The sequence below is a fragment of the Microcoleus anatoxicus genome, assembly GCF_042465725.1.
In the GTDB taxonomy this organism is placed as follows: domain Bacteria; phylum Cyanobacteriota; class Cyanobacteriia; order Cyanobacteriales; family Microcoleaceae; genus Microcoleus; species Microcoleus anatoxicus.
Genome location: NZ_CP120853.1, coordinates 2,679,522 through 2,702,090, shown reverse-complemented (window position 1 = coordinate 2,702,090; position 22,569 = coordinate 2,679,522). Strand labels below are relative to the sequence as shown.

General features: G+C 44.3%; 25 protein-coding genes. 12 read left to right on the top strand and 13 right to left on the bottom strand.

Annotation, left to right across the window (positions count from 1 at the left end):
* The first annotated feature begins 318 nt into the window (after positions 1 to 318).
* Entirely contained in the window at positions 319 to 1,149 is an 831-nt protein-coding gene (locus P2A85_RS11755) for a ParA family protein (RefSeq protein WP_377480056.1), read from the top strand.
* Between the two features lie 236 nt (positions 1,150 to 1,385).
* Positions 1,386 to 2,531 (top strand): ParB/RepB/Spo0J family partition protein, encoded by a 1,146-nt coding sequence (locus P2A85_RS11750; protein WP_377480053.1) that lies wholly within the window; start codon positions 1,386 to 1,388, stop codon positions 2,529 to 2,531.
* A 334-nt stretch (positions 2,532 to 2,865) separates the two neighbouring features.
* Here P2A85_RS11750 and P2A85_RS11745 read toward each other — a convergent pair whose 3' ends face one another.
* The 3 genes from P2A85_RS11745 to P2A85_RS11735 are packed head-to-tail and all read right to left on the bottom strand — an operon-like array spanning position 2,866 to position 3,658.
* Entirely contained in the window at positions 2,866 to 3,162 is a 297-nt protein-coding gene (locus P2A85_RS11745) for a hypothetical protein (protein ID WP_377480050.1), read from the bottom strand.
* A 41-nt stretch (positions 3,163 to 3,203) separates the two neighbouring features.
* The gene (locus P2A85_RS11740; protein WP_377480046.1) at positions 3,204 to 3,539 is read right to left on the bottom strand and encodes a XisI protein; all 336 of its coding nucleotides are present in this window, start codon (positions 3,537 to 3,539) and stop codon (positions 3,204 to 3,206) included.
* A complete protein-coding gene (locus tag P2A85_RS11735; RefSeq protein ID WP_333337224.1) occupies positions 3,527 to 3,658 on the bottom strand; it encodes a hypothetical protein in 132 nt (43 codons plus the stop codon). The genes P2A85_RS11740 and P2A85_RS11735 overlap by 13 nt, the downstream gene beginning before the upstream one ends.
* Before the next feature lie 154 nt (positions 3,659 to 3,812).
* Between P2A85_RS11735 and P2A85_RS11730 the strand changes: the two genes are divergently transcribed.
* Positions 3,813 to 4,322, top strand: a complete 510-nt coding sequence (locus P2A85_RS11730; protein ID WP_377481443.1) for a ParB/RepB/Spo0J family partition protein — start codon at positions 3,813 to 3,815, stop codon at positions 4,320 to 4,322.
* A gap of 8 nt (positions 4,323 to 4,330) precedes the next feature.
* Here P2A85_RS11730 and P2A85_RS11725 read toward each other — a convergent pair whose 3' ends face one another.
* On the bottom strand, positions 4,331 to 5,548 hold the full coding sequence (locus P2A85_RS11725) for an RNA-guided endonuclease InsQ/TnpB family protein (RefSeq protein WP_377481440.1): 1,218 nt from the start codon (positions 5,546 to 5,548) through the stop codon (positions 4,331 to 4,333).
* 225 nt (positions 5,549 to 5,773) lie between these two features.
* On the opposite strand from P2A85_RS11725, the gene P2A85_RS11720 reads away from it, so the two are divergent.
* The 5 genes from P2A85_RS11720 (at position 5,774) to P2A85_RS11700 (ending at position 9,938) form a co-directional block, all read left to right on the top strand.
* Positions 5,774 to 6,073: a hypothetical protein gene (locus tag P2A85_RS11720; RefSeq protein WP_377480044.1), complete on the top strand. Its 300-nt coding sequence runs from the start codon at positions 5,774 to 5,776 to the stop codon at positions 6,071 to 6,073.
* A 389-nt stretch (positions 6,074 to 6,462) separates the two neighbouring features.
* Complete coding sequence (locus P2A85_RS11715; RefSeq protein WP_377480041.1) at positions 6,463 to 7,809, top strand: RNA-guided endonuclease InsQ/TnpB family protein; 1,347 nt, start codon at positions 6,463 to 6,465, stop codon at positions 7,807 to 7,809.
* A 113-nt stretch (positions 7,810 to 7,922) separates the two neighbouring features.
* Positions 7,923 to 8,837 (top strand): hypothetical protein, encoded by a 915-nt coding sequence (locus tag P2A85_RS11710; protein WP_377480038.1) that lies wholly within the window; start codon positions 7,923 to 7,925, stop codon positions 8,835 to 8,837.
* Positions 8,834 to 9,589, top strand: coding sequence for an HIRAN domain-containing protein (locus tag P2A85_RS11705; RefSeq protein WP_377480035.1), 756 nt, complete (start codon positions 8,834 to 8,836; stop codon positions 9,587 to 9,589). Before P2A85_RS11710 ends, P2A85_RS11705 begins: the two co-directional genes overlap by 4 nt.
* A gap of 61 nt (positions 9,590 to 9,650) precedes the next feature.
* Positions 9,651 to 9,938, top strand: coding sequence for a hypothetical protein (locus tag P2A85_RS11700; protein ID WP_377480032.1), 288 nt, complete (start codon positions 9,651 to 9,653; stop codon positions 9,936 to 9,938).
* On the opposite strand, the gene P2A85_RS11695 is transcribed toward P2A85_RS11700, so the two are convergent.
* Positions 9,915 to 11,174 (bottom strand): RNA-guided endonuclease TnpB family protein, encoded by a 1,260-nt coding sequence (locus P2A85_RS11695; RefSeq protein ID WP_333463460.1) that lies wholly within the window; start codon positions 11,172 to 11,174, stop codon positions 9,915 to 9,917. The genes P2A85_RS11700 and P2A85_RS11695 overlap by 24 nt on opposite strands.
* A gap of 59 nt (positions 11,175 to 11,233) precedes the next feature.
* On the opposite strand from P2A85_RS11695, the gene P2A85_RS11690 reads away from it, so the two are divergent.
* Entirely contained in the window at positions 11,234 to 11,419 is a 186-nt protein-coding gene (locus P2A85_RS11690) for a hypothetical protein (protein ID WP_333343239.1), read from the top strand.
* Between the two features lie 115 nt (positions 11,420 to 11,534).
* Complete coding sequence (locus P2A85_RS11685) at positions 11,535 to 12,617, top strand: alpha/beta hydrolase fold domain-containing protein (protein ID WP_377480028.1); 1,083 nt, start codon at positions 11,535 to 11,537, stop codon at positions 12,615 to 12,617.
* Between the two features lie 1,482 nt (positions 12,618 to 14,099).
* Here P2A85_RS11685 and P2A85_RS11680 read toward each other — a convergent pair.
* On the bottom strand, positions 14,100 to 14,267 hold the full coding sequence (locus tag P2A85_RS11680) for a hypothetical protein (RefSeq protein ID WP_333257765.1): 168 nt from the start codon (positions 14,265 to 14,267) through the stop codon (positions 14,100 to 14,102).
* Positions 14,268 to 14,296: 29 nt separating this feature from the next.
* Between P2A85_RS11680 and P2A85_RS11675 the strand changes: the two genes are divergently transcribed.
* A complete protein-coding gene (locus P2A85_RS11675) occupies positions 14,297 to 16,000 on the top strand; it encodes a hypothetical protein (protein ID WP_377480025.1) in 1,704 nt (567 codons plus the stop codon).
* Positions 16,001 to 16,116: 116 nt separating this feature from the next.
* Positions 16,117 to 17,472: a replicative DNA helicase gene (dnaB, locus tag P2A85_RS11670; protein ID WP_377480022.1), complete on the top strand. Its 1,356-nt coding sequence runs from the start codon at positions 16,117 to 16,119 to the stop codon at positions 17,470 to 17,472.
* 39 nt (positions 17,473 to 17,511) lie between these two features.
* On the opposite strand, the gene P2A85_RS11665 is transcribed toward dnaB, so the two are convergent.
* The 7 genes from P2A85_RS11665 to P2A85_RS11635 form a co-directional block, all read right to left on the bottom strand.
* Positions 17,512 to 18,024 carry a tyrosine-type recombinase/integrase gene (locus P2A85_RS11665; RefSeq protein ID WP_377480019.1) on the bottom strand — a complete coding sequence of 171 codons (513 nt, stop codon included), beginning with the start codon at positions 18,022 to 18,024 and terminating at the stop codon, positions 17,512 to 17,514.
* 86 nt (positions 18,025 to 18,110) lie between these two features.
* Positions 18,111 to 18,314 (bottom strand): hypothetical protein, encoded by a 204-nt coding sequence (locus P2A85_RS11660; RefSeq protein ID WP_377480016.1) that lies wholly within the window; start codon positions 18,312 to 18,314, stop codon positions 18,111 to 18,113.
* A gap of 236 nt (positions 18,315 to 18,550) precedes the next feature.
* Positions 18,551 to 19,141 (bottom strand): hypothetical protein, encoded by a 591-nt coding sequence (locus P2A85_RS11655; protein ID WP_377480013.1) that lies wholly within the window; start codon positions 19,139 to 19,141, stop codon positions 18,551 to 18,553.
* A 638-nt stretch (positions 19,142 to 19,779) separates the two neighbouring features.
* Complete coding sequence (locus tag P2A85_RS11650; RefSeq protein WP_377480010.1) at positions 19,780 to 20,175, bottom strand: ISAs1 family transposase; 396 nt, start codon at positions 20,173 to 20,175, stop codon at positions 19,780 to 19,782.
* Complete coding sequence (locus P2A85_RS11645) at positions 20,172 to 20,390, bottom strand: hypothetical protein (RefSeq protein WP_190655493.1); 219 nt, start codon at positions 20,388 to 20,390, stop codon at positions 20,172 to 20,174. The genes P2A85_RS11650 and P2A85_RS11645 overlap by 4 nt, the downstream gene beginning before the upstream one ends.
* Positions 20,391 to 20,407: 17 nt before the next feature.
* Positions 20,408 to 20,740: a hypothetical protein gene (locus tag P2A85_RS11640; RefSeq protein ID WP_377480007.1), complete on the bottom strand. Its 333-nt coding sequence runs from the start codon at positions 20,738 to 20,740 to the stop codon at positions 20,408 to 20,410.
* 126 nt (positions 20,741 to 20,866) lie between these two features.
* Positions 20,867 to 22,147: a transposase gene (locus P2A85_RS11635; RefSeq protein ID WP_377480004.1), complete on the bottom strand. Its 1,281-nt coding sequence runs from the start codon at positions 22,145 to 22,147 to the stop codon at positions 20,867 to 20,869.
* Positions 22,148 to 22,569: the final 422 nt, after the last annotated feature.

The window sequence follows — 22,569 nt, the reverse complement described above, 5'->3', positions numbered from 1 at the left end:
TGATATATGAAGTTTGATTGCATTTCGGTAGATTGTACGATCATCATCCCAAGATGGTTTTCAAAGTTAACTCGGCGGTTATAACGTAGCTCAGATATTGATATATGAAGTTCGGTTTCAATCGAGCGATCGAACGAACATCCTTTTCAACTGTCTTCTCTTGTACTAAACTTGACGAGATTCTGCTCGATCGACTAAATATTAACTTGCTGTTTCAACGTGGGGCCCAACGGTGGTTTACCGCGATGCTCTCATATATCGATATCTGATGCCGACTCTCGATATATGATACTTAAATCATCTACTTAATTCAAAACCATGCAAATTCGACTAGCAGTCATCAGCAATGCTGGCGGCACTGGCAAAACCACACTTTCAGTTCACCTCGCCTACGAACTGGGGTTAAGGGGTTTGAAAGTAGCCATTATGGATCTCGACCCCCAAGGCTCCCTGACCCTTTTTTGCGGTCTAAATCCGCCTGAGCCAGAACACACACTGTCCGCCATAATGCGAGAAAGCTTCAATGGCTCTTGGCCTCTTACTCCTAGCTGGAGTCCCCACACCAATAATGTAACCGTTTGTCAAGGCGGAATGACGCTGACGCAAACAGCAGACGAGTTAGTTCTGCACAAGCGTGGCGCTTATCTTCTAGGCGATTGCCTGAGCGACTATCCAATGGATCACGACCTAATTATCTTCGACTGCCCCGCTACCCTCGGCCCCTTGCCCTTGATGGCACTAACTGCTTGCACTCATATAATAGTGCCCGTACAGCTCGAACCAAAATCAATTCAAGGAGCAGCTCACCTGCTGGAGTGGTACTACCACCATTGCAAACAATTACGCCTCAAGCCGCAACCAGAAATTTTAGGGTTTGTACCCAACCAATACGATACGAAACGAGCCGTCCACCGACAACTTTTAGAGTCCTTGCCAGCCCAGCTAGAGCAGATGAATATCCGCGTTTTTCCACCTATTCGAGACAGTGCAGAATTTGTCAATGCCAGCGGTCAAGGGTTGCCATTACACCTTTATCGCCCGCTTCACCCAGCTTTAGGCGACTTCAAAGAGATTGTTAAACAGTTAGCTACTTTAATGGGAAATGGGGTCGAGCCGGCTGTTGCCAAAAAAGGGAAAAAAAAGAAATAGTGTTTGATTCGCGATCGCAACTTGCTTTCGCATAAAAACGAGTTTTTCGTTTCTCTTACTGCGGCCTATCCCACCAATCTGCTTATTTCGCAACTTGCTTTCGCATAAAAACAAGTTCTTCGTTTCTCTTGCTGCGGCCTATCCCAGCAGTCTGCTTATTTCGCAACTTGCTTTCGCATAAAAACAAGTTCTTCGTTTCCCTGAATGCTATTTCCACACTTCATTCTTAAATCGCTATGGCTACCCGTAAAGCTCCAGACCTAGGAAATTATTTTTCATCGGCCAAGCAGTCAATGCACCTCTCTGAAGCTGAAACAGAGATTCAGCAACTCAAAGCAGAGATTGAAGAACTGCGAAAATCGGGATCGACCGAATTGGAAAATCCGCTGGCCTCCTTGCGAGAACAACTAGAGTCCGCAAGCGGTATCCTCTCCATTTCGCTCGATCGAATTGTGCCCAATCCAGAGCAACCCAGACAGACATTTTTGCCAGAAAGTATCGAGTCCATGTCCCGTTCCCTCGCTAGTGACGGACAACTGCAACCCATTATCTTGATTCAACGGGGGGATTTGGTGATATTCGATGGAGAGCGGCGCTGGCGCAGCGCTAAAAATCTGGGCTGGGAAACTTTACAAGCTGTGATCGTTCCAGAACCCGCGGCTTTGCACCGCAAAGCACTGCTGACTTCCCTGCACCGGGAAGATCTCAATCCCCTCGATAAAGCAGAAGCTATTGTGCGGGAGTTGTCTGAAAATACGGGTTTGGAAGCTGCAACTATCCCCCGCATTCTCTCGACAGTGGTGCGACGCTTGAACGCGCAAAAACGGATGAACTTGGTTTCCGAGTTGGTGACGGTGGCACCTGACGAGCAGCAACAGGGTTTGGCCGCTTTGGGTTTGGATGAACAAGAGTTGGCCGTTTTGCGGACACTGTTGGATTTGCAGCTCAATCCCGCTTCTATCGATGCCAACATTTTCCCGATGCTGTCTTTGGCTGATGACCTTAAGACTGCTATCAGGCAATTAGGACTTAAAGGGGTTCATGCAATGGCTCTTTCTAAACTCTCTGCTAAAAATTTAGTCTTGCCAGAGGAAGAAGCGCAGCCGATTAGAGTTCAAGCAACCGATCGAGTTATTGCCGAGAAATTGTCGGTGACTCAAACTCGTAAATTGGTGCAAGAAATTATCAATTCTAATCTGGATGATTTCCCAGGGGCAGCCCGCCAATTCAAGCAGGTTAAGTTGGCAGCTCTTAATTTGAAAAAGCTCTCACCTCAAGTGTTGGAGCAAGCTGAGGTTGACCAACTTGTGGAGTTGCAGGAGGTTTTGCGCCAAAAGCTGGCGGAAATTGAGGCGGTTTTAAAGCAAAATACTGAGAAATAACGGCAAAGTTTCGATCGGTCTGCTTGCTAAAATCGATCGAGTGGAAACACTCGCCGTTTTCATCGCTCCGTATGCCTCTAATCTTGGCAAACCAGGGTACGAGAAAACCGCTGAGATACCAGCGGGAAGGGGGTTGGTTGATGATTTCTGCGGCGTGGGCTTCGTCGTCGGGGATGGGGCCGATCAGGTCGAGTTGTAAGGCGTCGATTAGGTGTTGGCGGACTTCGGCGGGGGTTGTTGGGGTTGCATTGATATTCATTATATGCCTTTACCTTTAATTAGATTGTTTAACAATTAGTCCAAACTTTAATCCCTAAATGATTCCTTACTTGTATCAAAGGAATCTTTTTTTTTGAATCGTAGCTTGCACGGCTGTATGAAGGTTTCCTAATTGAATCTTTGTTTTTTTGCCAATAAAACGCTGACCTGTAGTAATCACTGTATAAGGTTTGACTGTCAGCACTTGAGTGCTGGTGTTATACGAATTCGGCTTCATCAATTCTTCATAAGTAGTGACAAGATTAACTGTTCGCAGGTATCCAGGGTCTTCCAACGACAGTTTTTCTCCTTCTTTTTTGATATTTTTATAAGCTTTTTCTAAGTTAGAAAATAAAATTAGAGCTATCCCCATAGATTGTGGATTTACTGTACCAGGAATCGATCGGCATTGTTTTATGCGGTAACAAGGACTTGATCGGGTGACAGAAAAGCTAAGATGATATCGTTTTGAGGAATGCCTTCCTCAATTAAATATTGGGTAATGCCGCATTCCATACCGTCATATTCAATGTAGATTTTACCAGCTTCCAACGTGATATAAATGAGGTTTCCTCTGATTCGCCGCCCCCGATCCCAACCAACTTGCATCAAGGCGTAGCGATCGTGAGTTTCGTCAAACACGGGATCAAGTCGGATCTCTCCGTGAGAAGGCTTTAATTGGGCATATTTCCCGATTACCTGTTTGACAATTTCTCGGTATGTGGTTGGATTATCCGTTAAGTTATCCATTGTTGAACCTCTATTTTTTCTAAATCGATTACTACCAAATTTAAGGGTATTTCTGTAATGGCGAGTTCGCCAATAGGTTCGCTGAAAATGCCGTTATAGGCCAGAGTGGGAAACGCCAAGGTTTTTTCTTCTGGCGTTTGCTAATTCCTTCGCTTTCTTCTTCTTCGTAGTCGAGGATGAATTCACAGTCGGTGGGGATGTCTGTCCAACCGTAGGCGTTTAATGTTTTATGATACGGCTCGATCGCATTCTTGATGCAGTTGGCGCAGTTTTATTATATCCGGGTGGCGTTCGTCCGGGTTTCTGCAACCGCTCCTGGTACGCCCCATAGATGGCAACAAGTACGAATTGGTAGCGGGAGAACGGCGCTATCGAGCCGCGTCGTCGTTAGGCTTGACTGAGATTCCTGTTGTGATTCGGGAACTGACAGACGCAGAGGCCCTGCAAATTGCACTGCTGGAGAACTTGCAGCGGGAAGATTTGAATGCGATTGAGGAAACCGAGGGGATTTTGCAATTGCTGGCAATGAAATTGAACTCTACCTCTTCGTCAGTTATTGCTTTGCTCGGAGCGGCCGCGCACCCGGAACGCGCCGGTGTGGATAACGTTATCCACAGCTCGGAGTGGAAAATAGTAAGCGATATATTTGCACTCGTCGGGAAGTACACTCCAGAGAGTTTCCGAACCAATCGCCTCCCGTTGCTGAACCTGCCAGATGATGTGATTGGAGCGCTGCGGAAAGGACGGATTGAGTATAGTTCCAAGTTGAATAGACAAATATAGTCATCTGCCTAAACTACTTGTTTGTAAGGCGTTACCCTTACTGGACTTACTACTAAGTCCTGTATCGAGTCCGAAGCAAATGCCTCATTCCCGAATGCTTTTCTAATTATGTTTAGACTACCATTCATATCGGCGTTGATTAATTGCCCATCACTCGCTCTGAACAATCCTCGCTTTATTCTTCTTCCTTTGTAGCTCTGTTGCTTGCCCAGCGGCTCGAAATCGAGGAAAGAACATTTGCTGGTGTAGCTTTCTTCAGTAATTACTACTTTAATTCCTGCTAAGGAAGCTTTGTACTTCAGCATCTCAATAAATCGAGCGTGAGGAATACTGACAAAGTTCTGATTGTTACGCTTGCCGATGTTGATTTCCTGTTTCCAGCCCTCATTTTTTCCAATCACCAGTGTCCCTATCTGGTTGGCTGCCAAGTGATTGATGATAAATCGGCTAGCGTTGTGCAGGTAATTATCAACTTTGCAGTTGCGTTTCTGGGTCAGTTGTTTGATTCTGTTGGATGTGTGCTTCTCTCTTTTGAGCTGAGATTGCAGTTGAGCTTTTTTCTTGTTGTAATAAGCATTAAGAGCTTTAAGAGGTCTTCCATTAATGATTAATGGTTTCAACCCCAAAACATTTGAACTAAGTGCTGCAAGGTTATTTAACCCGATATCAATACCTGCAATAGTTTCCTCATTCCCTTGCTGTGTTTGGACAACAGCTTCATATACTACCTCGAGCGCATAGTGAAAAGGTAATGGTACAATTCGTACCTGTTGAATTTCACTAACCCGAGTTGTCAAAAAAATGTCTGTTTGGGAAAGATGAACTACTCCTTTTTTGAGCCATTGCTGGCTAATTGCCTGAGATGTGTAAGTAACAACGAATTGACCATCAGTTTTATGTTTGTACTGAGGAAGCTTGGGACGCCCAAGAAACTTCTGCGGACAATTCGTATACTTCTTACTCGCCTCAAAAAACGAGATCCAACTTTCGTGCAATCTCATTAAAGTCTGTTGGCTAACCTTAGCTGGCAGTGCCGTATAATCAGCCGTTCCCTGACACAACTTCACCATAGCGTTGTAGTTAAGGTATTTGGCCTCAAAGATGAAAGATTGCCGAATCAGATAATTGGCGTAGTTGAACAGATTCTTAGACAGAAAGCACAAGCGAGCGCACTCAGCATAAAAGCCGTGATGTTTGTCAATAATATGTTTCTCTACTAGCCTCATCTGTCTTACTGTTGTACTAATAAAACTATGGCAGATGTTGGGACTAACGGCAAGAATATCGGATAAGGTTTTGACGGTAAGAGTACCAGACATAGAGATGGAAATGTTAGAGCGCCCGCAGCGCTCTGACAGAAAGGACAAAAACTGACGCGATCGAAGAGCCGATCGGGGGTTGGCCTATTAAGGATAAATGAGTATAGATGAGGATAAGTGTCTATAAACTGAGTGAAGTTTCCCAATACCAAAGCCAGAGCGATCGCCCGAGTTAAGGATAGCTCAGAGCGCTCCCAATTACTAGAGGAGGCGATCGATCTCGACCTCTCTCTGACCCAAATCAAACAGCGCATTGCCGATTTAAAAGCGAAAAATACGGGGGAGGCGACGGCACCGGATCGATCGCTTAAAAGTCGCGTAGATGCAGCTTATGGCAGAGTGAAAAAGTCTAAGGTTTGGGATGACCCCAAAAAGCAAAAGAAACTAGAGAAGCTGTTAGCTGAACTGGAAGCATTGGTGGGTGACGGATAGGAAAAATGAAGCGAATTTTAACTAACTCGCGGGAAGTCCCGCGCTCTATCTGAAAGATGAGCGTCGGGTTAGCACAAGGTAGGGTTCATAAATGACCCCTACCGGACTTTGTGTTCTAACCGACGAAAGCGGTTGCTATATTTGTCAACTGCGAGTACGGCGAAAGAAATAGGTTCTCCAATTTATAAAAAAACATTCGGCAAGCGGAAAACTCTGAGTCTTTAGACCTGAGATGCAAGCGGCACGGGCGGTTTCAACCGCCTTGAATCTTTCTTAATTCGTAACATTTAAAAGCAGAGAAAGACGTTAAGATGTAAGCAAGGAGGTGAGGAAGATTGTTGACAAACTATGTTTATAAGTTGCGCCCCAATCGAACACAATCATCGAAAATGTCTGCTTGGATAGATATGCTGCGAAGCCAGTATAATTGGTGCTTGGGTGACAGAATCTGTCAGTACAGCCAGCAGTTTATCCAAGGCGATTACTGTGACATTAGAACGAAAGGCGAAGCTTCACCATTGACCTGTTTCGTAAGTAAAAGTGGCGCAACTGGAAATCCTTGGAAAGACTCTAAGCTTGACAAAGAGGGCAAAGCTAGAAATCCGCGTCGAAGTGCTGGTGACATTCAGATTACAGCATTACCTGAGTTAAAAATGGCTAGACCTTGGTATAGTGGAATTGACTCAACAGTTTTACAACAGAATGTCAAACGCTTAGACATTGCCTACAAAAACTTCTTTGAAGGCAGGGGATTCCCGAAATTCAAAAACCGCAGCAATTTCACATCCTTTACTTTCGTAATGGGAGTAAAAATCAAGGGTAATAAAATTTACCTACCAAAACTGGGTTGGATGCGGTTTTACAACTCTCGCTCAATCCCAGATGGGTTTACCATCAAGGCTTGCGCGGTTAGAAAACGCCAGAATGGCTGGTATGTTTCTATTAGAATAGAGGATAAATCCGTACCCGAATACAGTGCTACTGCTGTTGGCGATAACCCCAAAGTAATAGGTGGCGATTTGGGAATCACTAAACTGGTTCATCTTTCTGATGGATACCAAATTAAAAATCCCAAGCTTTCAACGAATAAAAAGGCTAAGCGGACTCTAAAAATCAGGCAAAGACGGGTTAGTCGGAAAACTAAGGGGAGTAAAAACCGCAAAAAAGCAGCTATTCAAGTTGGAAAGTTCCATCAAAAAATTAGCGATAAGCGTCAAGCATATCAATGGAAAGCTGCGAATTTAATAGTATCTCGTAACGTCGATGTGATTGCCATAGAAGATTTAAATATCTCTGGGATGATGCGTCGATGCAAGGTAAAAAGTGATGAGAAAACTGGAAGGTTTCTGAAGAACGGGCAATCCAGAAAAAACGGATTGAATCGTGCTATCTCCGATGCAAGTTGGGGAGATTTGGGATTAAAGATTGAGTATCTAGCTGCAAAGCAAGGAAAAATCGTAATCAAAGTTAATCCCAAACATTCTAGTCAAGAATGCAGGAATTGCGGTCATATCGACAAATCAAATAGAGATGGTGAAAAATTCATCTGTGTAGAATGTGGATATCACGAACACGCCGATATTGGCGCTGCAAAAACGATTGGAGATCGAGCTTTGAAAATGGTACGCGGGGACTCCGCGAAACCTGGTGTTCAACACCTAAACGCCCAAAAGATATCACCACGCCGGACAGGCAAACGTGGTGAGGCAAGGGAACCTGAGCAATCAGGATATTAAGAACGAAATTTCTTAAGAATCTCAGCGTCTTTAGACCTGAGAGTGTCAAGTCCGATGAATTCCCCATCATTATTGTCACCCCTCAAGCTTACGAACTTTCTAATCAGGAAGCAATGGGGAGCAAGTATAAGTTTTGGTTTGAACACCCAAAACTCGGCCGCTGCCTGTACAAACAAGCAAGACTTGATTTAGGCGAAGATTGGGCAGAAAAAGTGGCCTCCGAATTGTGCGAATTACTGGGAATTCCTCATGCTAATTATGAACTGGCCGCCACGAGTGAGGGGAATCTCGGTGTAGTCTCTTCTTACTTTTTGCCTAACGGTGGCACCCTCGTTCACGGTAACGAACTTCTTACTCCCATCGTACCAAATTACCCCACCTTTGCAACCTACAACCTGTCACAACATACAATTGATCTAGTGCTGAGAATTATCTCTGATGAATCTGTGAATTTACCTATTGGTTGCACAGTACCCAGTGGCATCCAAAAAGCTGTAGAAGTGTTTGTCGGCTATCTCCTGTTAGATGCGTGGATAGGCAATGGCGATCGCCACCACGAAAACTGGGGTGTTGTCCGAAATAAGGCAGTGCCTACTACATCCGAAACAACACACGTAGCACCCACTGCATCCAAAACAGTAAATCTAGCGTCCACTACATCCAAAACAGCACACCTAGCACCAAGTTACGATCATGCTTCCAGTCTGGGGCGCGACCTCTCAGATGAACAAAGGCAAAAACGCTCAGTAGACGCTTATGCTAACAAATGTTTCTCAGCGTTTTATGGCAACGTTGATGACAAAAAGCCCCTCAAAACTGTTGATGTATTTGACTGCGCTGCACGTTGTTATCCGAATGCAGCGCATATATGGATTGAGCGACTTGAAAGTATCTCAAAGGCGAATCTACTAGATATTTTTAATCGAATTCCTAACACTCGTATCTCACCGATTGCAGCCGAGTTTGCCCAAAAAATTCTTGAATTCAATCAACACAGACTGCTTAACTTGAGGAAAACGCTACCGTGAAAACACACTCAACGCTTTTTTTGGCTTGGCAAGATCCAAACAGCCGTTCCTGGTTTCCCATTGGCAGGCTAACATTTGACGGAACCAACTACCAATTTACCTACACGCAAGGCGTTTTAGAAGCTCAAAAGAAGTGCGGTTTTGAACCCTTGCCCTCGTTTCCGCGCTTAGGTGAAGTATATACATCAACCTACTTATTTTCCGTATTTGTTAATCGGCTGATGCCGAAAAATCGCCCCGATTACCCAAGTTTTATTCACTGGCTAAATCTGACTCAAGATGAAAGCGATCCAATTGCCATGCTAGCCCGCAGCGGTGGGCGGCGAGAAACAGATACTCTAACTGTTTTTCTCATTCCTGAACCAGATTCTGAAGGGCGGTATCGCCTTCACTTTTTCTTGCAGGGACTGCGGTATTTGCCACCCTGTGCAATTGAGCGAATTAACCGCTTAGAGACAGGAGAAAAGTTGTGGTTAGCTCACGAATTTCAAAATCATTATGATTCTAAAGCCTTGACTTTAAATACAGAAGACCACCATATTGTCGGGTATTGTCCGCGATATTTGAATAGTGAGATTTTTGAAGTTCTATTGAGGAATCCCAGTTTGGTAGAGGTGCGCGTAGAGCAAGTCAATCTACCGCCGACACCACTCCAGTTTCGCCTGCTGTGTAATATAACTGCTCAATGCTATAATGACTTTCGCCCCTTTTCAAGTTATGAATATCAGCCCCTCAGCAGCTCTTGGGTTTAAAGTGTACTCTAGTGGGGACTTACGGCGTAATAATTAAAAATCTGGCTTTGGGAAAAAATCTGTGCAACCTAAAAATAGTGGCAAAAAGCTAGTCTCATTGGTATCGTTTCTAGTCTCGCTGTTCATCCCTTCTTTTATGAGTGCAGTTGGATTATTTCTCAGCCTCTGGGTCATCGTACCAGCGCCCACACTGTCCCTGTTTCCTTTGGCAGTGGGAGCGCCAGAAATTAGCCCTTGGCTTGTGGGTATTAATGCGATCGCCATGCAGCTAACCATCTTCAGACGACAACAAGGCTGGCTCTACAACACATCCGTTCTGAAAAACTTACCCAGAGCTACCCAAATCTAGACTTAACTGGAGATGAGTAATTTTGGTGTTAACTTCCTGTTTCACCGTAGCGACAACATGGCTATTGTCGGGTTTGTCTACTCCGCAGGCTGACGCGGTGGAACTCACCGCCATATCCGAACGTTCTGGGACAAAAATACCTTCAAACCAACGTTCTATGTTTCTCGCCGCATTCAAATCTCTGTCTTGAACATTGCCACAATCAGGACAGACGTAGACACGATTCTTTAAGGGCATTTTCTGTCGATGTTTGATGCAGTGGGAGCAAATCTGCGAACTAGGAAATAATCTATCTACGACTGTTAGTTTAGATGAAAACTTAATCGTTTTGTATTCTAATTGCCGCTTAAATTCGTACATCCCACAATCAGAAATCGCTCCGGCTAATTTGTGATTCTTCAAAAACGCTTTAATATTCAAGTCCTCAATCTTAATCTCGCTGTGGTTTTTGGCAAGATAATTAGTCAGCTTGTGTATGGCGTCTTTTCGGATATTTGCTACTTTAGCATAGAGTTTGCTCAGTTTATTAATCGCTTTAGCACGATTAAGAGAGCCTTTGACTTTACGACTTACCGAACGCTGTTTTCGCTTGAGCTGTTTGCTCATCCGTCGGTAAGCTTTGGGATTCGCAAAGACTTTACCGTCCGAGCAAACAGCAAGTTCTTTAATCCCGATATCAACACCAACAACCGGACGACTTGTTGCAACTTCTGGCAATTCAACTTCGTATTTGATGGCAATAAACCACCTATTGGCGGTGCGACTAATTACGCAATTGTGAACTGCTGTCAGCGGCAATGGTTCGGCAAGTTTTACCCATCCAATAGATGGCAATTTGACTCGCTTGCCATCGTTATTAATTCCTGGCTTGGCTTTGGTTCCTGATTCTAGGTAAAAGGAATCTTTTTGTCCCTTTTTCTTGAATCTAGGTTGCTGAGATATTTTTTTGAAACACCTGTCCCAGGCTTGACGCAAGTCTCCTAATGCTTTTTGTGGGACATTTTTATTGGTTTCATAGTACCAGTTATTTACTGATTTTACTTCGGCAACCAACCGTTTGTGCAAGTCAATGGCTGATGGTATTTTGAGTGTTTTGTCGGATTCGCGTTGTTTGAGCAAATCTTGAATCAGGGCGTTCCCCCAGTTGTAACTATGTCTGGCAACGCCTGATGCTTTTTTGAAAGCTGTAATTTGCTTGTGGTTCGGGATTAATGCAGTGAAGAAACTTAAAAGCATTGATTCGACCTTTCAATGTGTGGTACAAGTAGGTTAACCTACACATACAGGTGGTGTCAATGCCTTTTCAGAAACACAATACATACGGCGCTCTCAAACGACTTGCGCGACCAACAGACAAGGCGGTTATTGCGTTTAGGGGGTATGAAGGACAGAAAGAGAAACTCAAAGCTATCCCTGATTGGCAAGAAAGGCTGAGATTGTTTGTTGACCAATTAATTGAGGAAGAGGGACAAACTGGGTAGTTTTGGGTAGACATGGGTAGAAATTAACTTTCAGTCCACATCCCTGGTTTGTAGCCTGCTTGCCTTGATCCTCAGCCTAATCCCCCTGCTACAGTTCCCAGCAGCCAATGCACGGATGGCGGCCGAAGTTCAAGCAGTTTTAGGGACAAACTATTTAGCAGCCGTTCCTCAAATTGAACAGGCAAAACTACGCCCTCAACCGTTTATCCTAGCAGATGCCTTCCGGGGAATTCCCCTTCGGGAAGTTCGCATGAATGAAGGCGTTGTATTTGCCAACCCCGATCGAGTGAAACTGCAACTAAACGTTTACCGGCCGATGCAAATTGGTAGATATCCGGCGATCGTCATCCTCTACGGAGGAGCTTGGCAAAGAGGCACTCCAAATAGCAATGAGGAATTTAGCCGCTACATGGCTGCGAGGGGCTATTGCGTAGTAGCAATTGATTACCGCCACGCTCCCCAGTATCGGTTTCCAGCTCAGTTGGAGGACGTAGAAACCGCTCTCTCGTATATCAAAACCCATGCCGTTGAGTGGGAAATCGATATTGACAGAATTGCTCTGATGGGAAGGTCAGCCGGTGCCCATTTAGCATCGCTTTATGCTTATCGTTCAACTACAGTTCCAGTTCGAGCAGTAGTTAATTACTACGGGCCAAATAACCTGCTCCGGGGATATTATGACCCACCTTTTCCCGACCCCCTAAACGTCCGAGCCATTCTGCGTGACTTTCTGGGAGGAACCCCCGACCAATTAGGAGAGCTTTACCGTCAAGCTTCTCCCATCAATTATGTTAAACCCAACCTTCCCCCTTCTCTACTGGTTTATGCAGGTCGCGACCATATAGTTGAAGCCAAGTTTGGACGCTCTCTCTACGAACAATTACGAGCCACTGGCAATCGTGCGGTAATGCTCGAAATTCCTTGGGCTGAACACGCTTTTGATGCGGTTTTTAATGGTGTGAGCAATCAACTGGCTTTGTATTACACAGAACGCTTTTTGGCTTGGGCACTGAAGTCTTCTGATTATACCACATCCGGGTCAGCTACCCCCTTTATGATGGGGAGAAAGAAACTCACTCGAGCAATCGCAGGAGAATCTGCGCGATCGTTATTTTTCCCTCAACAGGATTGTCAGCTTCCGGCTATCAAGGCAACAAGCCTTGACTTCCGGCTCATAAAATATGCAAAAAAGTCATAATTTCAGTTGGGAGAGTGAAAATAACGATCGCAATTATGAAGTTACCCGCCTCGAAAAATTATTAGTTATACTGTGGTGACAATTTCTGACGACGACCACAAATGATAAAACGACCTCAAAAAAGAGCTTTTGGGGGCGCTCGACTGCTTGCTTGCGAGCGATCGCCCTCAAGATATCAAAGCGGTTCTATTAACTGATAAATATCTAAACTAGCAAAAATACACACGAGAGTTGCGAACATCAGCAAAGATTCTATACACAAACTCACGACTCACCTTGCCAAAAACCACTACCTACTTATTATGTTAAACGCTGACACTCAAGAAACCTTCAAAATAACAGTCATTCGTTTGATAGAAGAATATATTTTACAAAGAATTACACAACAGTATTGGATATTCAAAACTAACCTCAGTTCTTTCTCCCATGAAACCCACATTCCGCAGGTTGACCTATCGAATTGAGCGGTATTTTTTATGAGTAATCAGACCTAAAAATCAACTAATAACGATCGCACTCGCGCGAATCCAAGAGAGTTGGGTCATTGATGGCCAACTCTCTTGGATTCGTAGCAGTTGCCAAGGCTCCACCGGATCTCAACTCGGTAGTCTATGAGTAATGGTTATCTGTTTGAGGTCTGTTTCTGAATCGGTCTGCGGTTTTGTGTCTTCAAAGCTATTCGGTGAGGATCTCGTATCACCCTTAACTAGAATTAACTGAGGGTAGGTACTGTCCATCAACGTGAATAGAACTGGTATCTAGATGGATGCTGCTCGTACAGATATCAAACAAGTAGATAAAAAATTCAGTTGGCTTACTGACTTTAACAAAGTGACTAATTTTGTTTCCCAAATTCCGTAAAAACTCACCGAAGAGCACCATTCTCAAGAACCGACCCTAACCCTTGATTTTCCGTTGATGCGATCGCCAAAAACCTAGCTTTTATAGGCTTAATGACATTGGTGCAATATCTCAGTAAAAACCGATTGTGACAGTAGAGGGTGCGGAATGTGGGTTAGAAGTTTTGCGTAAATTCTAGTTTCATTACGGCCAGCCTTCCGGAGACTGGTTTTTTAAGTACAGAGTTCAGTACAAAGTTTAGTACAAGCTGTACTAAAAAAAATTGTCGGAAAAATAGCCTTTAAATACTTACTGTGTAAAGGTTTGAGCTTTAGTACAAAAATACCCCATCGCCCGACCAAAACGCCCCATCGCTTGACTAAAACGCCCCATCGCCTGACCAGCTATTTTTGAAAGCCTTACTGTACAAAGGTTTCAGCCATTGATTTGCCCCTTGATCAGTTTGATAAAACTGATATGGTACTAAATCCCATTACGGTGGGTCTGGCAGTATTGGAAAGATGGTCGCGCGCTGACCCTGCAACAAATGCAGACCCTGCAGACAGTCTTTGTAACTTAATTGGTTGAATAGCGCTACCTCGCGGGGGTGTGCTAAAACTGTCCACTTTGTTCAAAAAGACCTCAACCGCTGCGGATACCTTCGCGACCTGCCTGAACGCTGCTCGTCGTGTAGAGCGACACTGCGGAGTGCATCCCACCTTCGACAGGCGATCGCTCAATACCCCCCTGCCCACTTAACAACAGCCTCTTTCGCGCGAAAGAGGCTGTCACAGTCGCCTGAAGGGACATTTACGCTCATTTTTACCCCGGAATAAAAAATGGTTGCAGATACAACTACCTGGCACAAACCGCCATTCGCCCGACACGCCGCAATTTACGAAGCCCTAGCCTCTATACTAGAAGGCGCTACCCCCAGCGCCCTCAAACTCGCCCTCTACCTGTACAGAACCTGCATCGGTGGCAAACCAGAGGAAATCGACATCAATTGCATCCCCTTGGGCGAAAAACGAGCCACAAGAGTCCGAAACGGCAAGCCCTACAGCCCCAACACCAGGCGGGCAGCCCTCAAACAACTCGAAAAACTTGGTTTGGTCAAAATCCTTAAAAACTATGGGTGCGGCATTTTCCGCATAGCAGTGCAGCACCTGGGCGACGTTCGTCCCTTCACTCACACCAATTCAAAATTCCAAAAACTGAGCAATCCGTCAAAAAATCGACTGAACCAGCCAAAAATTGAGCAAACAGGGGGTTCAAACCCTGATGGTGCCGTACTCTTTACAGAGGATAAAAAAGAACAGCAAAGCACTGAAAATGTTGCTGCTGTTTTTTTAAATTGTTCTAAAGAGGAAGAAAATTTAACATCACAAGATAAAAAACCACAGCTTGTAACTGGGATCAAATCTAAAAGCACTGAATTAAATAAAAATTCAGAACAAAAACTAAAAACCCCTACTGAAAATAAATATTCCGCCCCAACCGCTGAATGTCTGACTATTAATTCAGATAACAGTCAGGCAGTCGATGTGGCAATGCCTTGCACTCCAGAACAAAGAGGTTTGACCTCTAAACCCCCGCAAAAACTGCTGACAGAACTCAACAGCCTCGACAATCCAACAATCTCTGCCGCCAAATCACCAATACCTACCAATAAAGCTGTTCCGTTAAGTCCTGAAATATCTTCGCCCGTTACTCCCCAAGTTCTTGAAATTGTCGAAGCGGTTGCAATTGCCAACCCCGATGCCACTGAAACTGTCAAAGCCGTTCCAATTACTAATTCTGATGCGACTGAGATTATCGAAGCGGTTGCAATTGCCAACCCCGATGCAACTGAAACTGTAGAACCAATTGCAATTGCCAATTCCGATGTGACTGAAACTGTAGAACCAATTGCAATTGCCAATTCCGATGCGACTGAGATTGTCAAAGCCGTTCCAATTACTAATCGTGATGCGACTGAAATTATCGAAGCGGTTGCAATTGCCAATCCCGAAGCAACTGAAATTATCGAAGCGGTTGCAATTGCCAATCCCGAAGCAACTGAAATTGTCGAAGCCGTTACACGAGCCACAGGAGGCATGAATCCCGAATTAAAAACTTGTGTGCTCCAGCACAGCTTAAACGAAATTCAAGCCGCCATAAACCTGCTGCAAGTCCGAAGCCAAACAAAGCAAATATCCAACCCTTCAGGGTGGGTCGTTGATTGTTTGCGCGGTCGCTGGTGGGAAAAAACTAACGGTTTTCAAAACTTGAACCCAACAAATGTTGTTTCGTCTCCAGCTTCAACAGGCTCTTCTCCAACTCCAAAAGATTCTTCTTCTGCACAGACAACAAGAATAACTGAGGATTATGTTGACCCTCATTATATGCCATTAGAAACTCACCGAACGTTATGCGAACAGTTCCAGCAACTAGGCAAAGAAGCTTTTGCAGCGCTAGGTATTCAGCAGCAAATTTACTTGCAGTGGATGCATCGATTTCCTCAGCACGTAAAACAAATTTTCAACAAATTATCTACTACTTAGTTATTTAACTTAGCTGTGAAAACAGTGATGATTTAACCCATGTAGACAGCATCTAATCCTTTAGACAACTTTTAGTACAGTTTAATTAACAACAAGCTCAAAGGAGAATACCAGACATGGCAGTCAGTTTTGTTGACAAAATTATGCCGAGCAACATTGATGCAGAGGAAGCAGTTTTAGGCGGAATTCTGATCGACCCAATCGCGATTAACCGAGTCGCAAATATTCTGCGTCCCGAAGCGTTAGCAATTACAGTCCACCAACACATTTATCGGGCCGCTTTAGCGCTGCACTCTAAGGAGCAGCCCACAGATTTGATGAACGTCACCACCTTCCTCGACGACCACAACCTGCTGGAAGTAGTAGGGGGTCAAACCAAACTGGTAATGCTGGTAGACCGAACTGTTTCAGCCGTCAACATCGACCAGTATGCCTTGCTAGTCGTAGACAAGTTTGTCCGGCGCGAACTCATCAAAGTTGGTAATGACCTCGTGCAGCTTGGCTACGAGACTTCCACCGAATTGGATGCGATACTAAATAAAGCCGAGGAAAAGATTTTTGCCCTCAATAAGTACAAAGAAGAGCGGCAAAAAGCTATTCGGCCTCTCTCGGAATACTGCGGGGAGCTTTGGCGATATCTAGATGAAATTGAGGAAGAGCGCTTGGAGACTGCTAACTACTTTCCTGGAATCAGCACGGGGTTTTACGACCTCGACGACCTCTTGGGAGGGGGATTTTACCGAGGTGAATTGATTGTCATAGGAGGTCGCCCCGGCAGTGGCAAAACAGCTTTGGCTTGCGCGCTTGGCTACAACATTGCTTCCCTTTCCACGAACGGTCGAGTTTTGATGTTTTCGATGGAAATGCCAGGTCGGGACTTGGCAGCGCGACTAATGGCACTTGAGAGTGGGGTGTCGGTGAAAGATATCAGGAAAGTTAACCTAGCTGGTAAGTACGAAGTGCTAGCTTCGGCTTTGGGGAAAGTTAGCGATGCTGATTTTTGGATAGACGAAAGTTTGGAACCGTCTCCCTTAGAGATTCGTTCCAGAGTTAGGGAGTTTGTTTGTGAGCGCGGCCCATTGGGTTTGGTAATTGTTGATTACTTGCAATTGATGGTGAATTCGGCGGATGAAAATGTTGTCAATAAAATCAGCGAAATTACGCGACAGATGAAGATTTTGGCTCGCGAGGTTGATGCGCCCGTTTTGCTGCTTTCTCAGCTCAATCGGGGGGTAGAGACTCGCACGAACAAGCGTCCGAGTTTATCGGATTTGCGTGGCTCTGGTGGAATTGAACAGGATGCGGATGTTGTGCTTGGAGTTTACAGGGACGATTATTATAATCCTGATTCTCCTGATGGGGGAACGGCTGAAATTATTGGATTGAAAGGACGGAATAGCGGAACGGGAACGGTTAAGTTGCTGTTTGATGCTGAATGCTGTCGGTTTCGGAATATCTATAAACTCCGGTAATATTAAAGGACAGACAGGAAAATATTGAACTCTGTCGCCTCACTTCAAAAGCCCAATCGCCTTGACAAGCTGTTCCGGCTGTACCTCCAAATAGCGCTGGAGACTAGACAAATTTTTGTGTCCCGAAATCTCCATAATCACCCGCAGTGGCACCCCAGCATTGCTCAAGTTCGTGAGTGCTGTCCGCCTCATGGAATGTGTGGAAGCTCCCTTAATTCTTACCCGCTTGCAAGCTTCTTTAAAAATCAAATCTGCAAAAGAGCGCGTCAAAGGCTTCGTACCCTCTCGCCCCGGAAACAAAAAACCCACATCTGGATTGTAAGCCTTTAAATACTTAGCCAGCATAGGATGGAGCGGCAGCGTTCGCGTTGCTGATTTCCCCTTTGTCGTCGCTTTCCGCAACGTGACTGACCCCCCAACAATGTCGTGAGTTGTTAAAGCTAACGCCTCTGAAATGCGGCAGGCGCAGTAAAAAGTTACAGCAAACAAAAGCCTGTCCCTTGCTGTAATAAAACCCCGGTCAAACAGTCGGTCAATTTCTGCAGGCGTCAAAATCTTAGCGCGCCCATTCCCAAGAACCTTCACGGCGCAGCCTCTTAGAGTAAATTCCTTGATTATTGGACGAAAGGGAGCTTTCGTCAAGTCTGCCTCCAAGCTTTTATCGCTTGATGGGCCACTTGCGGGGCGCAGCGCCTCCGATGCCTCCGCCCGCGCCCTTTATTGCAGTTAGATTGGCTTTTATTGCTACTCAACTGACTTAAATTCTCAGGCAAATTGATAATTGGCAAGGTGGCGATCGCATCTATGAGGTCTAGGAAGGTAACAGGTTTAATTGCCGCCATAACAGTACGCTCAAATAGAAGTGGCGCTTGTAATAATTTGATTATACTATTTTTAGATTCACTTTGCAAGTTGTTTTGCTAGTTTTGTTCCCCTTTAATAAAAAATTAGGATTTTATTGGAAAATCGCTTATTCTGGTCAAAAGAACTGCCCAAGCCTTACGAAGGCTTGGGCATTGTTATAAGTTTCGGAGGGTAAACGAGTGCGCTGGTTGGTTGAGAAACTTTTCGTTCGCTGTTAGGACACTGAACGCGCACTTTCACCTAGTTCGGAAGTAGCAGATGCTAGAGTATTTGCAATCACCGCTTTGGGAGCAAGCTTGAGGATGATAGGCATCACAATTAGGGGAGAATTTTCCAGCCGATTTTTGATTTGAGCCTGCAACCATTCAATAGAGGAATCAGAGCCGTTAACTTTTTGCTTGAACCCCAGTTCTGGCGCAGCAGCTTTGATGGCGCTAGCAATTTTGCGAGCTTGCCTAAGTGAAATTATTGAAGTATTAACGGCAGGAACTGAGGTTGTGCTTGCGCCTGAATGTGCGGCAAAATCAATTTGTTTTGCTGGTTTGTTTGGTGTTTTTTTGCCTGTGGTCTGATGGCGAGTGTGATGGGATCTGGCTGGTTTCTCAATTTCAATTGTTGCTCCATTTACGGCACTGCCAATACCATCGGATGGTGTTGCGACTGTTGACACATTTACTTGGGTTCGATTGTCTGTGAGTTCTTCTTGGGCTGCTTCAGGTTTGTGCAGGAATACTGAGGCTAAGCAAAAGAGAGTGGTAAAAAGGAAAGGGGGAAATAGTACATCGTTGATAGTTTGGATAGTCATATTAACAGAAAACTCCCAATCAAAATTTTCGCGGTAAGCATTGCTAACCTTTTTTAGATTGCAACAGTTGACAACATGGTGCAGCATGGCTACACGGGCTGAAAAAACGGATAATTAACTTCAGCCTTTTGGATGATTAACTGAGGAGAAATACACCTCCTCTGATAATTAATTCAAAGGCTCCGACCTGCTGTACGAGGATCTAAGCGGTTTCAGGAAAGCGAAAAGTTGTGTTTTTTTTCTTTGCGATCGCCTCGCGCGTGACGGGCGCCAATGCGAAGGGGACATTGGCGGATGAGCATTCAGTCGTCACAATTAGCACTCTCTGCGGAGAGTGGTTTCAGTAGCTGACTTTTTTAGCCACTCAAAGGGCGGTAGGCGCGGAGGTTAATCAAAAATTAATCGGACATTACCGAACTGCCACTTCACCCATATCTTGGCACGCTAGTACAGCTCGGCGTAAGTAGACAGACTATATTTGGGGCAGGGCTATTTCATTCTAAATAATTCCTTGAGTGTGTTAAGACCAAACCCAGCCAGTCCTTGAGCTTGAGCCATATTCTGAAATCCATACTCTCGATATAAATTGAGTGCAAAATTACGCGCCGTTGCCCAGATTTGCACGCTTTGGGGTAGTTCTAATGCGTGAAGAATCTTCTACGCCGGGTCACATCCCGTACATAATGCACTTTATTCTCTATTCCCCAATAACCACGGATTCTTTTTCCAAAAGCTTCTGCTGTATCAACAAATGAAGCTATATAATAGCGGGTTTCTCTGCCATACTCGATGATGTTGGCACGATATACTTGTCGTTCTGATTCAACTCTAATCAAGGTCTTGAGTCCCGGAAATTTGGGAAGGTCTGTCAAATCCTGTGTAATACTCACTGTCCTTTTTTCAATACGACCATGACCTTTGTTCATTTTTTGAGCGCTCTGTTGTGATTTAAAACAGCCTTTGACTGCTTTTAGTAATCCAGATTGGTTGCCCTTGAGCGCACCCACGTAATCATTCTCACTGTCAACGATCACCTGAAGTGTTTTTTTTGGGTGCTAATGGCATCAAAGGCAAAAACCACGCCCTTGACTGCCATCTGTTCGATAAATGCAGGAATTGCTGTGATTTCGTTTGTTTTTGAATCCACCTCATAAGGTTCCAGAATCAAGCCCCGCTCAACAATGTAGGCGCTAACCAGCATAATAGCTGGATGTGAATCCACATGCGGGATCATCGCTGATTGCCTCATATGAACCTCTTACTACTTTACCGTCCATAGCGATTGTTTCTCTTGGCAATGGTTGAACACCAAAAAAACGGGATAAGCAGGCTGAATAACTCTGATACTCTGTCCGCAAAGCGAGTGCGTTGAATCGTACTATAAGAAGGAATTCGTCCCTTTGGTGGTTGAAAAAGTTTTACTAATTCCGCTTTGTGCGCTCCCTCGCCAATCCCCAATTGCGAGAAAACCTTTGTTCCCGGCAGCAACTGCAACGCCGTGAACATAGCAAAACAAAGTGCCTGCTGATGGCGCGATCCTGTGCCGCAACGAGTATCAATCAAGTCAGAGAAGGCTTCAACAATTGCAAGTTGCGTCATTACTCAAAACAATTTGAAGGAATATAGCTTCAACTTATCACCCTTCTCTCAAGAATGAAATAGCCCTGCCTGCACGCTGTTGATTAATAATGAGCATTTTTGTTATAACAATAGTTCGGACAGTTTTTAAGCAGCCAGAGTACCATAAGACAAGACTGAAGGAAGGTTAGGGTGATTTAAAATCAAATCCGGGTCTAAATCTAACTTATCAATAAAGGTAGAAAGTAGATGCTTATTGAATTCCAGACGTTTATAAGAGGCCATAGAAAACACAAAAGATTTGGCAGATGAATGACAACTAGAAAGTTCATGTTTGGCTAAGTTTAAGGCAATTAGACTGGCATTAAAATGAAAATCAAGTCGTGGTAAATGACGAGCTTGACAATCAGACAATCCCGTAAATTGTTTGGCATCACGAAAAATAAATTCTATTTGAAAACGAGCCTGATAATATTCAAGAATTTGCTCAGGTGGTAGGTGAATATCAGTGCTAAATAATAAAGTATTTTTGATTTTCCCATTGGCTTGAGCCTCAGAAATACAAGCCAAACTAATTTGGCAATTTAAACAACAACTCCAGACCACCAGTGTATAGAGTGAAACCCCCGGTTTTATTTCTTTAACAAAGTTTAGACGACTTAGATCTTGGCAGTCAACCTTACCATCATATTTTCGAGGAGCTCCCAGTTTATTTTGTTCACCTGTATAGAGATAGCGTAGGTTAGCATCAACTCTTAACTTGCCAATAAAGTCTAAATTCAACTCCCGCACAGCATCCCAGAATTTAGAGCGATAATAATAGCCATCAGCCACCAAATAACGTACAGAAGTTGGGAAGAAACAACGAGTATTTTTCAAATGTTTTGCATAGTCATCAACTCTTGTGATGTCAGGCATTGAGCTTTGAGAGTCCGGTTTTTTGCGAGATTTTTTTGACGAGCTATTCTTCGGTTTTTTTGGCAGTTTTTTCACGGGCTTTATTTGAGGGCGTGGCGGAGTTTGTTGTACGCTTAAGCTATAAGATAAACGAGTCTCAATTTCGACAATAGAAATCACAGAAATTTCCAACCCCTGTTCCGATTTACCAGCTACACCATTATAGAAATAAGCCTGACCGTCAGTTTTTTTACCACTTTTTATTAAAAAAGAACAATCAATAACAGCAATGACTGTGTGTTCAGGATTTAAAGCTTGTTCGAGGAAATATTGATTAAATTGTGGAAAGTTAAAGCTTTTGAGAAAGTGACGACGGTAGGTTTTTTCACTCAAACAACTATAACGACTGAGATTCGTGAAGTTAACCTTGCCATAGGCTAGCAAAATAGTTGAGAATAAAGTAATTAAAAACTTCTTTTGGGGTTGACTAATCCCTGGCATTTGTTGTAAGATGGATTCCATAATGTTCATAAGGCAATCTGTTGAGCTTGTGTGTTTTTATAGCTTAACCTAAAAGAGTGCCTTTTTTTCTGTTCATTTTGGGTTCAGATTGCACTCACTTTTTTCACTTCTGTCTTTTATTGCGATCGCATCCCTCTTGAAAAACTGTCCGGAGTATTGTTATAACTCCATTCACTAATTTAGAACCAAATAAAACCTCAACCCCAGAACCAGATCAAACCTCAACTCCCCCAACCAACGTTAACTTTGACTCAAACGCATTCACTGTCGATGAAAAAGGAATAGTCGGCATACAATTCACATCCGACGGCGGCTGGTATAGCGGACAACTAGCCATCGTCAGCCAGCTCGGAATCGAGAAATTCGTTCCCGGTTCCGAAGCCTTCATCAAAGAAGCAGCAAGTCGAGCTTTAAGCAACTCGACAAAGGGC

Bases quoted from the DNA above. Each gene is read 5' to 3' on its own strand.
- P2A85_RS11755 (WP_377480056.1), top strand. From the start codon at position 319: ATGCAAATTCGACTAGCAGTCATCAGCAATGCTGGCGGCACTGGCAAA.
- P2A85_RS11750 (WP_377480053.1), top strand. From the start codon at position 1,386: ATGGCTACCCGTAAAGCTCCAGACCTAGGAAATTATTTTTCATCGGCC.
- P2A85_RS11745 (WP_377480050.1), bottom strand. From the start codon at position 3,162: ATGGGGATAGCTCTAATTTTATTTTCTAACTTAGAAAAAGCTTATAAA.
- P2A85_RS11740 (WP_377480046.1), bottom strand. From the start codon at position 3,539: ATGGATAACTTAACGGATAATCCAACCACATACCGAGAAATTGTCAAA.
- P2A85_RS11725 (WP_377481440.1), bottom strand. From the start codon at position 5,548: ATGAGGCTAGTAGAGAAACATATTATTGACAAACATCACGGCTTTTAT.
- P2A85_RS11715 (WP_377480041.1), top strand. From the start codon at position 6,463: ATGTCTGCTTGGATAGATATGCTGCGAAGCCAGTATAATTGGTGCTTG.
- P2A85_RS11710 (WP_377480038.1), top strand. From the start codon at position 7,923: ATGGGGAGCAAGTATAAGTTTTGGTTTGAACACCCAAAACTCGGCCGC.
- P2A85_RS11695 (WP_333463460.1), bottom strand. From the start codon at position 11,174: ATGCTTTTAAGTTTCTTCACTGCATTAATCCCGAACCACAAGCAAATT.
- P2A85_RS11690 (WP_333343239.1), top strand. From the start codon at position 11,234: ATGCCTTTTCAGAAACACAATACATACGGCGCTCTCAAACGACTTGCG.
- P2A85_RS11685 (WP_377480028.1), top strand. From the start codon at position 11,535: ATGGCGGCCGAAGTTCAAGCAGTTTTAGGGACAAACTATTTAGCAGCC.
- P2A85_RS11680 (WP_333257765.1), bottom strand. From the start codon at position 14,267: ATGTCCCTTCAGGCGACTGTGACAGCCTCTTTCGCGCGAAAGAGGCTG.
- P2A85_RS11675 (WP_377480025.1), top strand. From the start codon at position 14,297: ATGGTTGCAGATACAACTACCTGGCACAAACCGCCATTCGCCCGACAC.
- dnaB (WP_377480022.1), top strand. From the start codon at position 16,117: ATGGCAGTCAGTTTTGTTGACAAAATTATGCCGAGCAACATTGATGCA.
- P2A85_RS11660 (WP_377480016.1), bottom strand. From the start codon at position 18,314: ATGGCGGCAATTAAACCTGTTACCTTCCTAGACCTCATAGATGCGATC.
- P2A85_RS11655 (WP_377480013.1), bottom strand. From the start codon at position 19,141: ATGACTATCCAAACTATCAACGATGTACTATTTCCCCCTTTCCTTTTT.
- P2A85_RS11645 (WP_190655493.1), bottom strand. From the start codon at position 20,390: ATGAGGCAATCAGCGATGATCCCGCATGTGGATTCACATCCAGCTATT.
- P2A85_RS11640 (WP_377480007.1), bottom strand. From the start codon at position 20,740: ATGACGCAACTTGCAATTGTTGAAGCCTTCTCTGACTTGATTGATACT.
- P2A85_RS11635 (WP_377480004.1), bottom strand. From the start codon at position 22,147: ATGAACATTATGGAATCCATCTTACAACAAATGCCAGGGATTAGTCAA.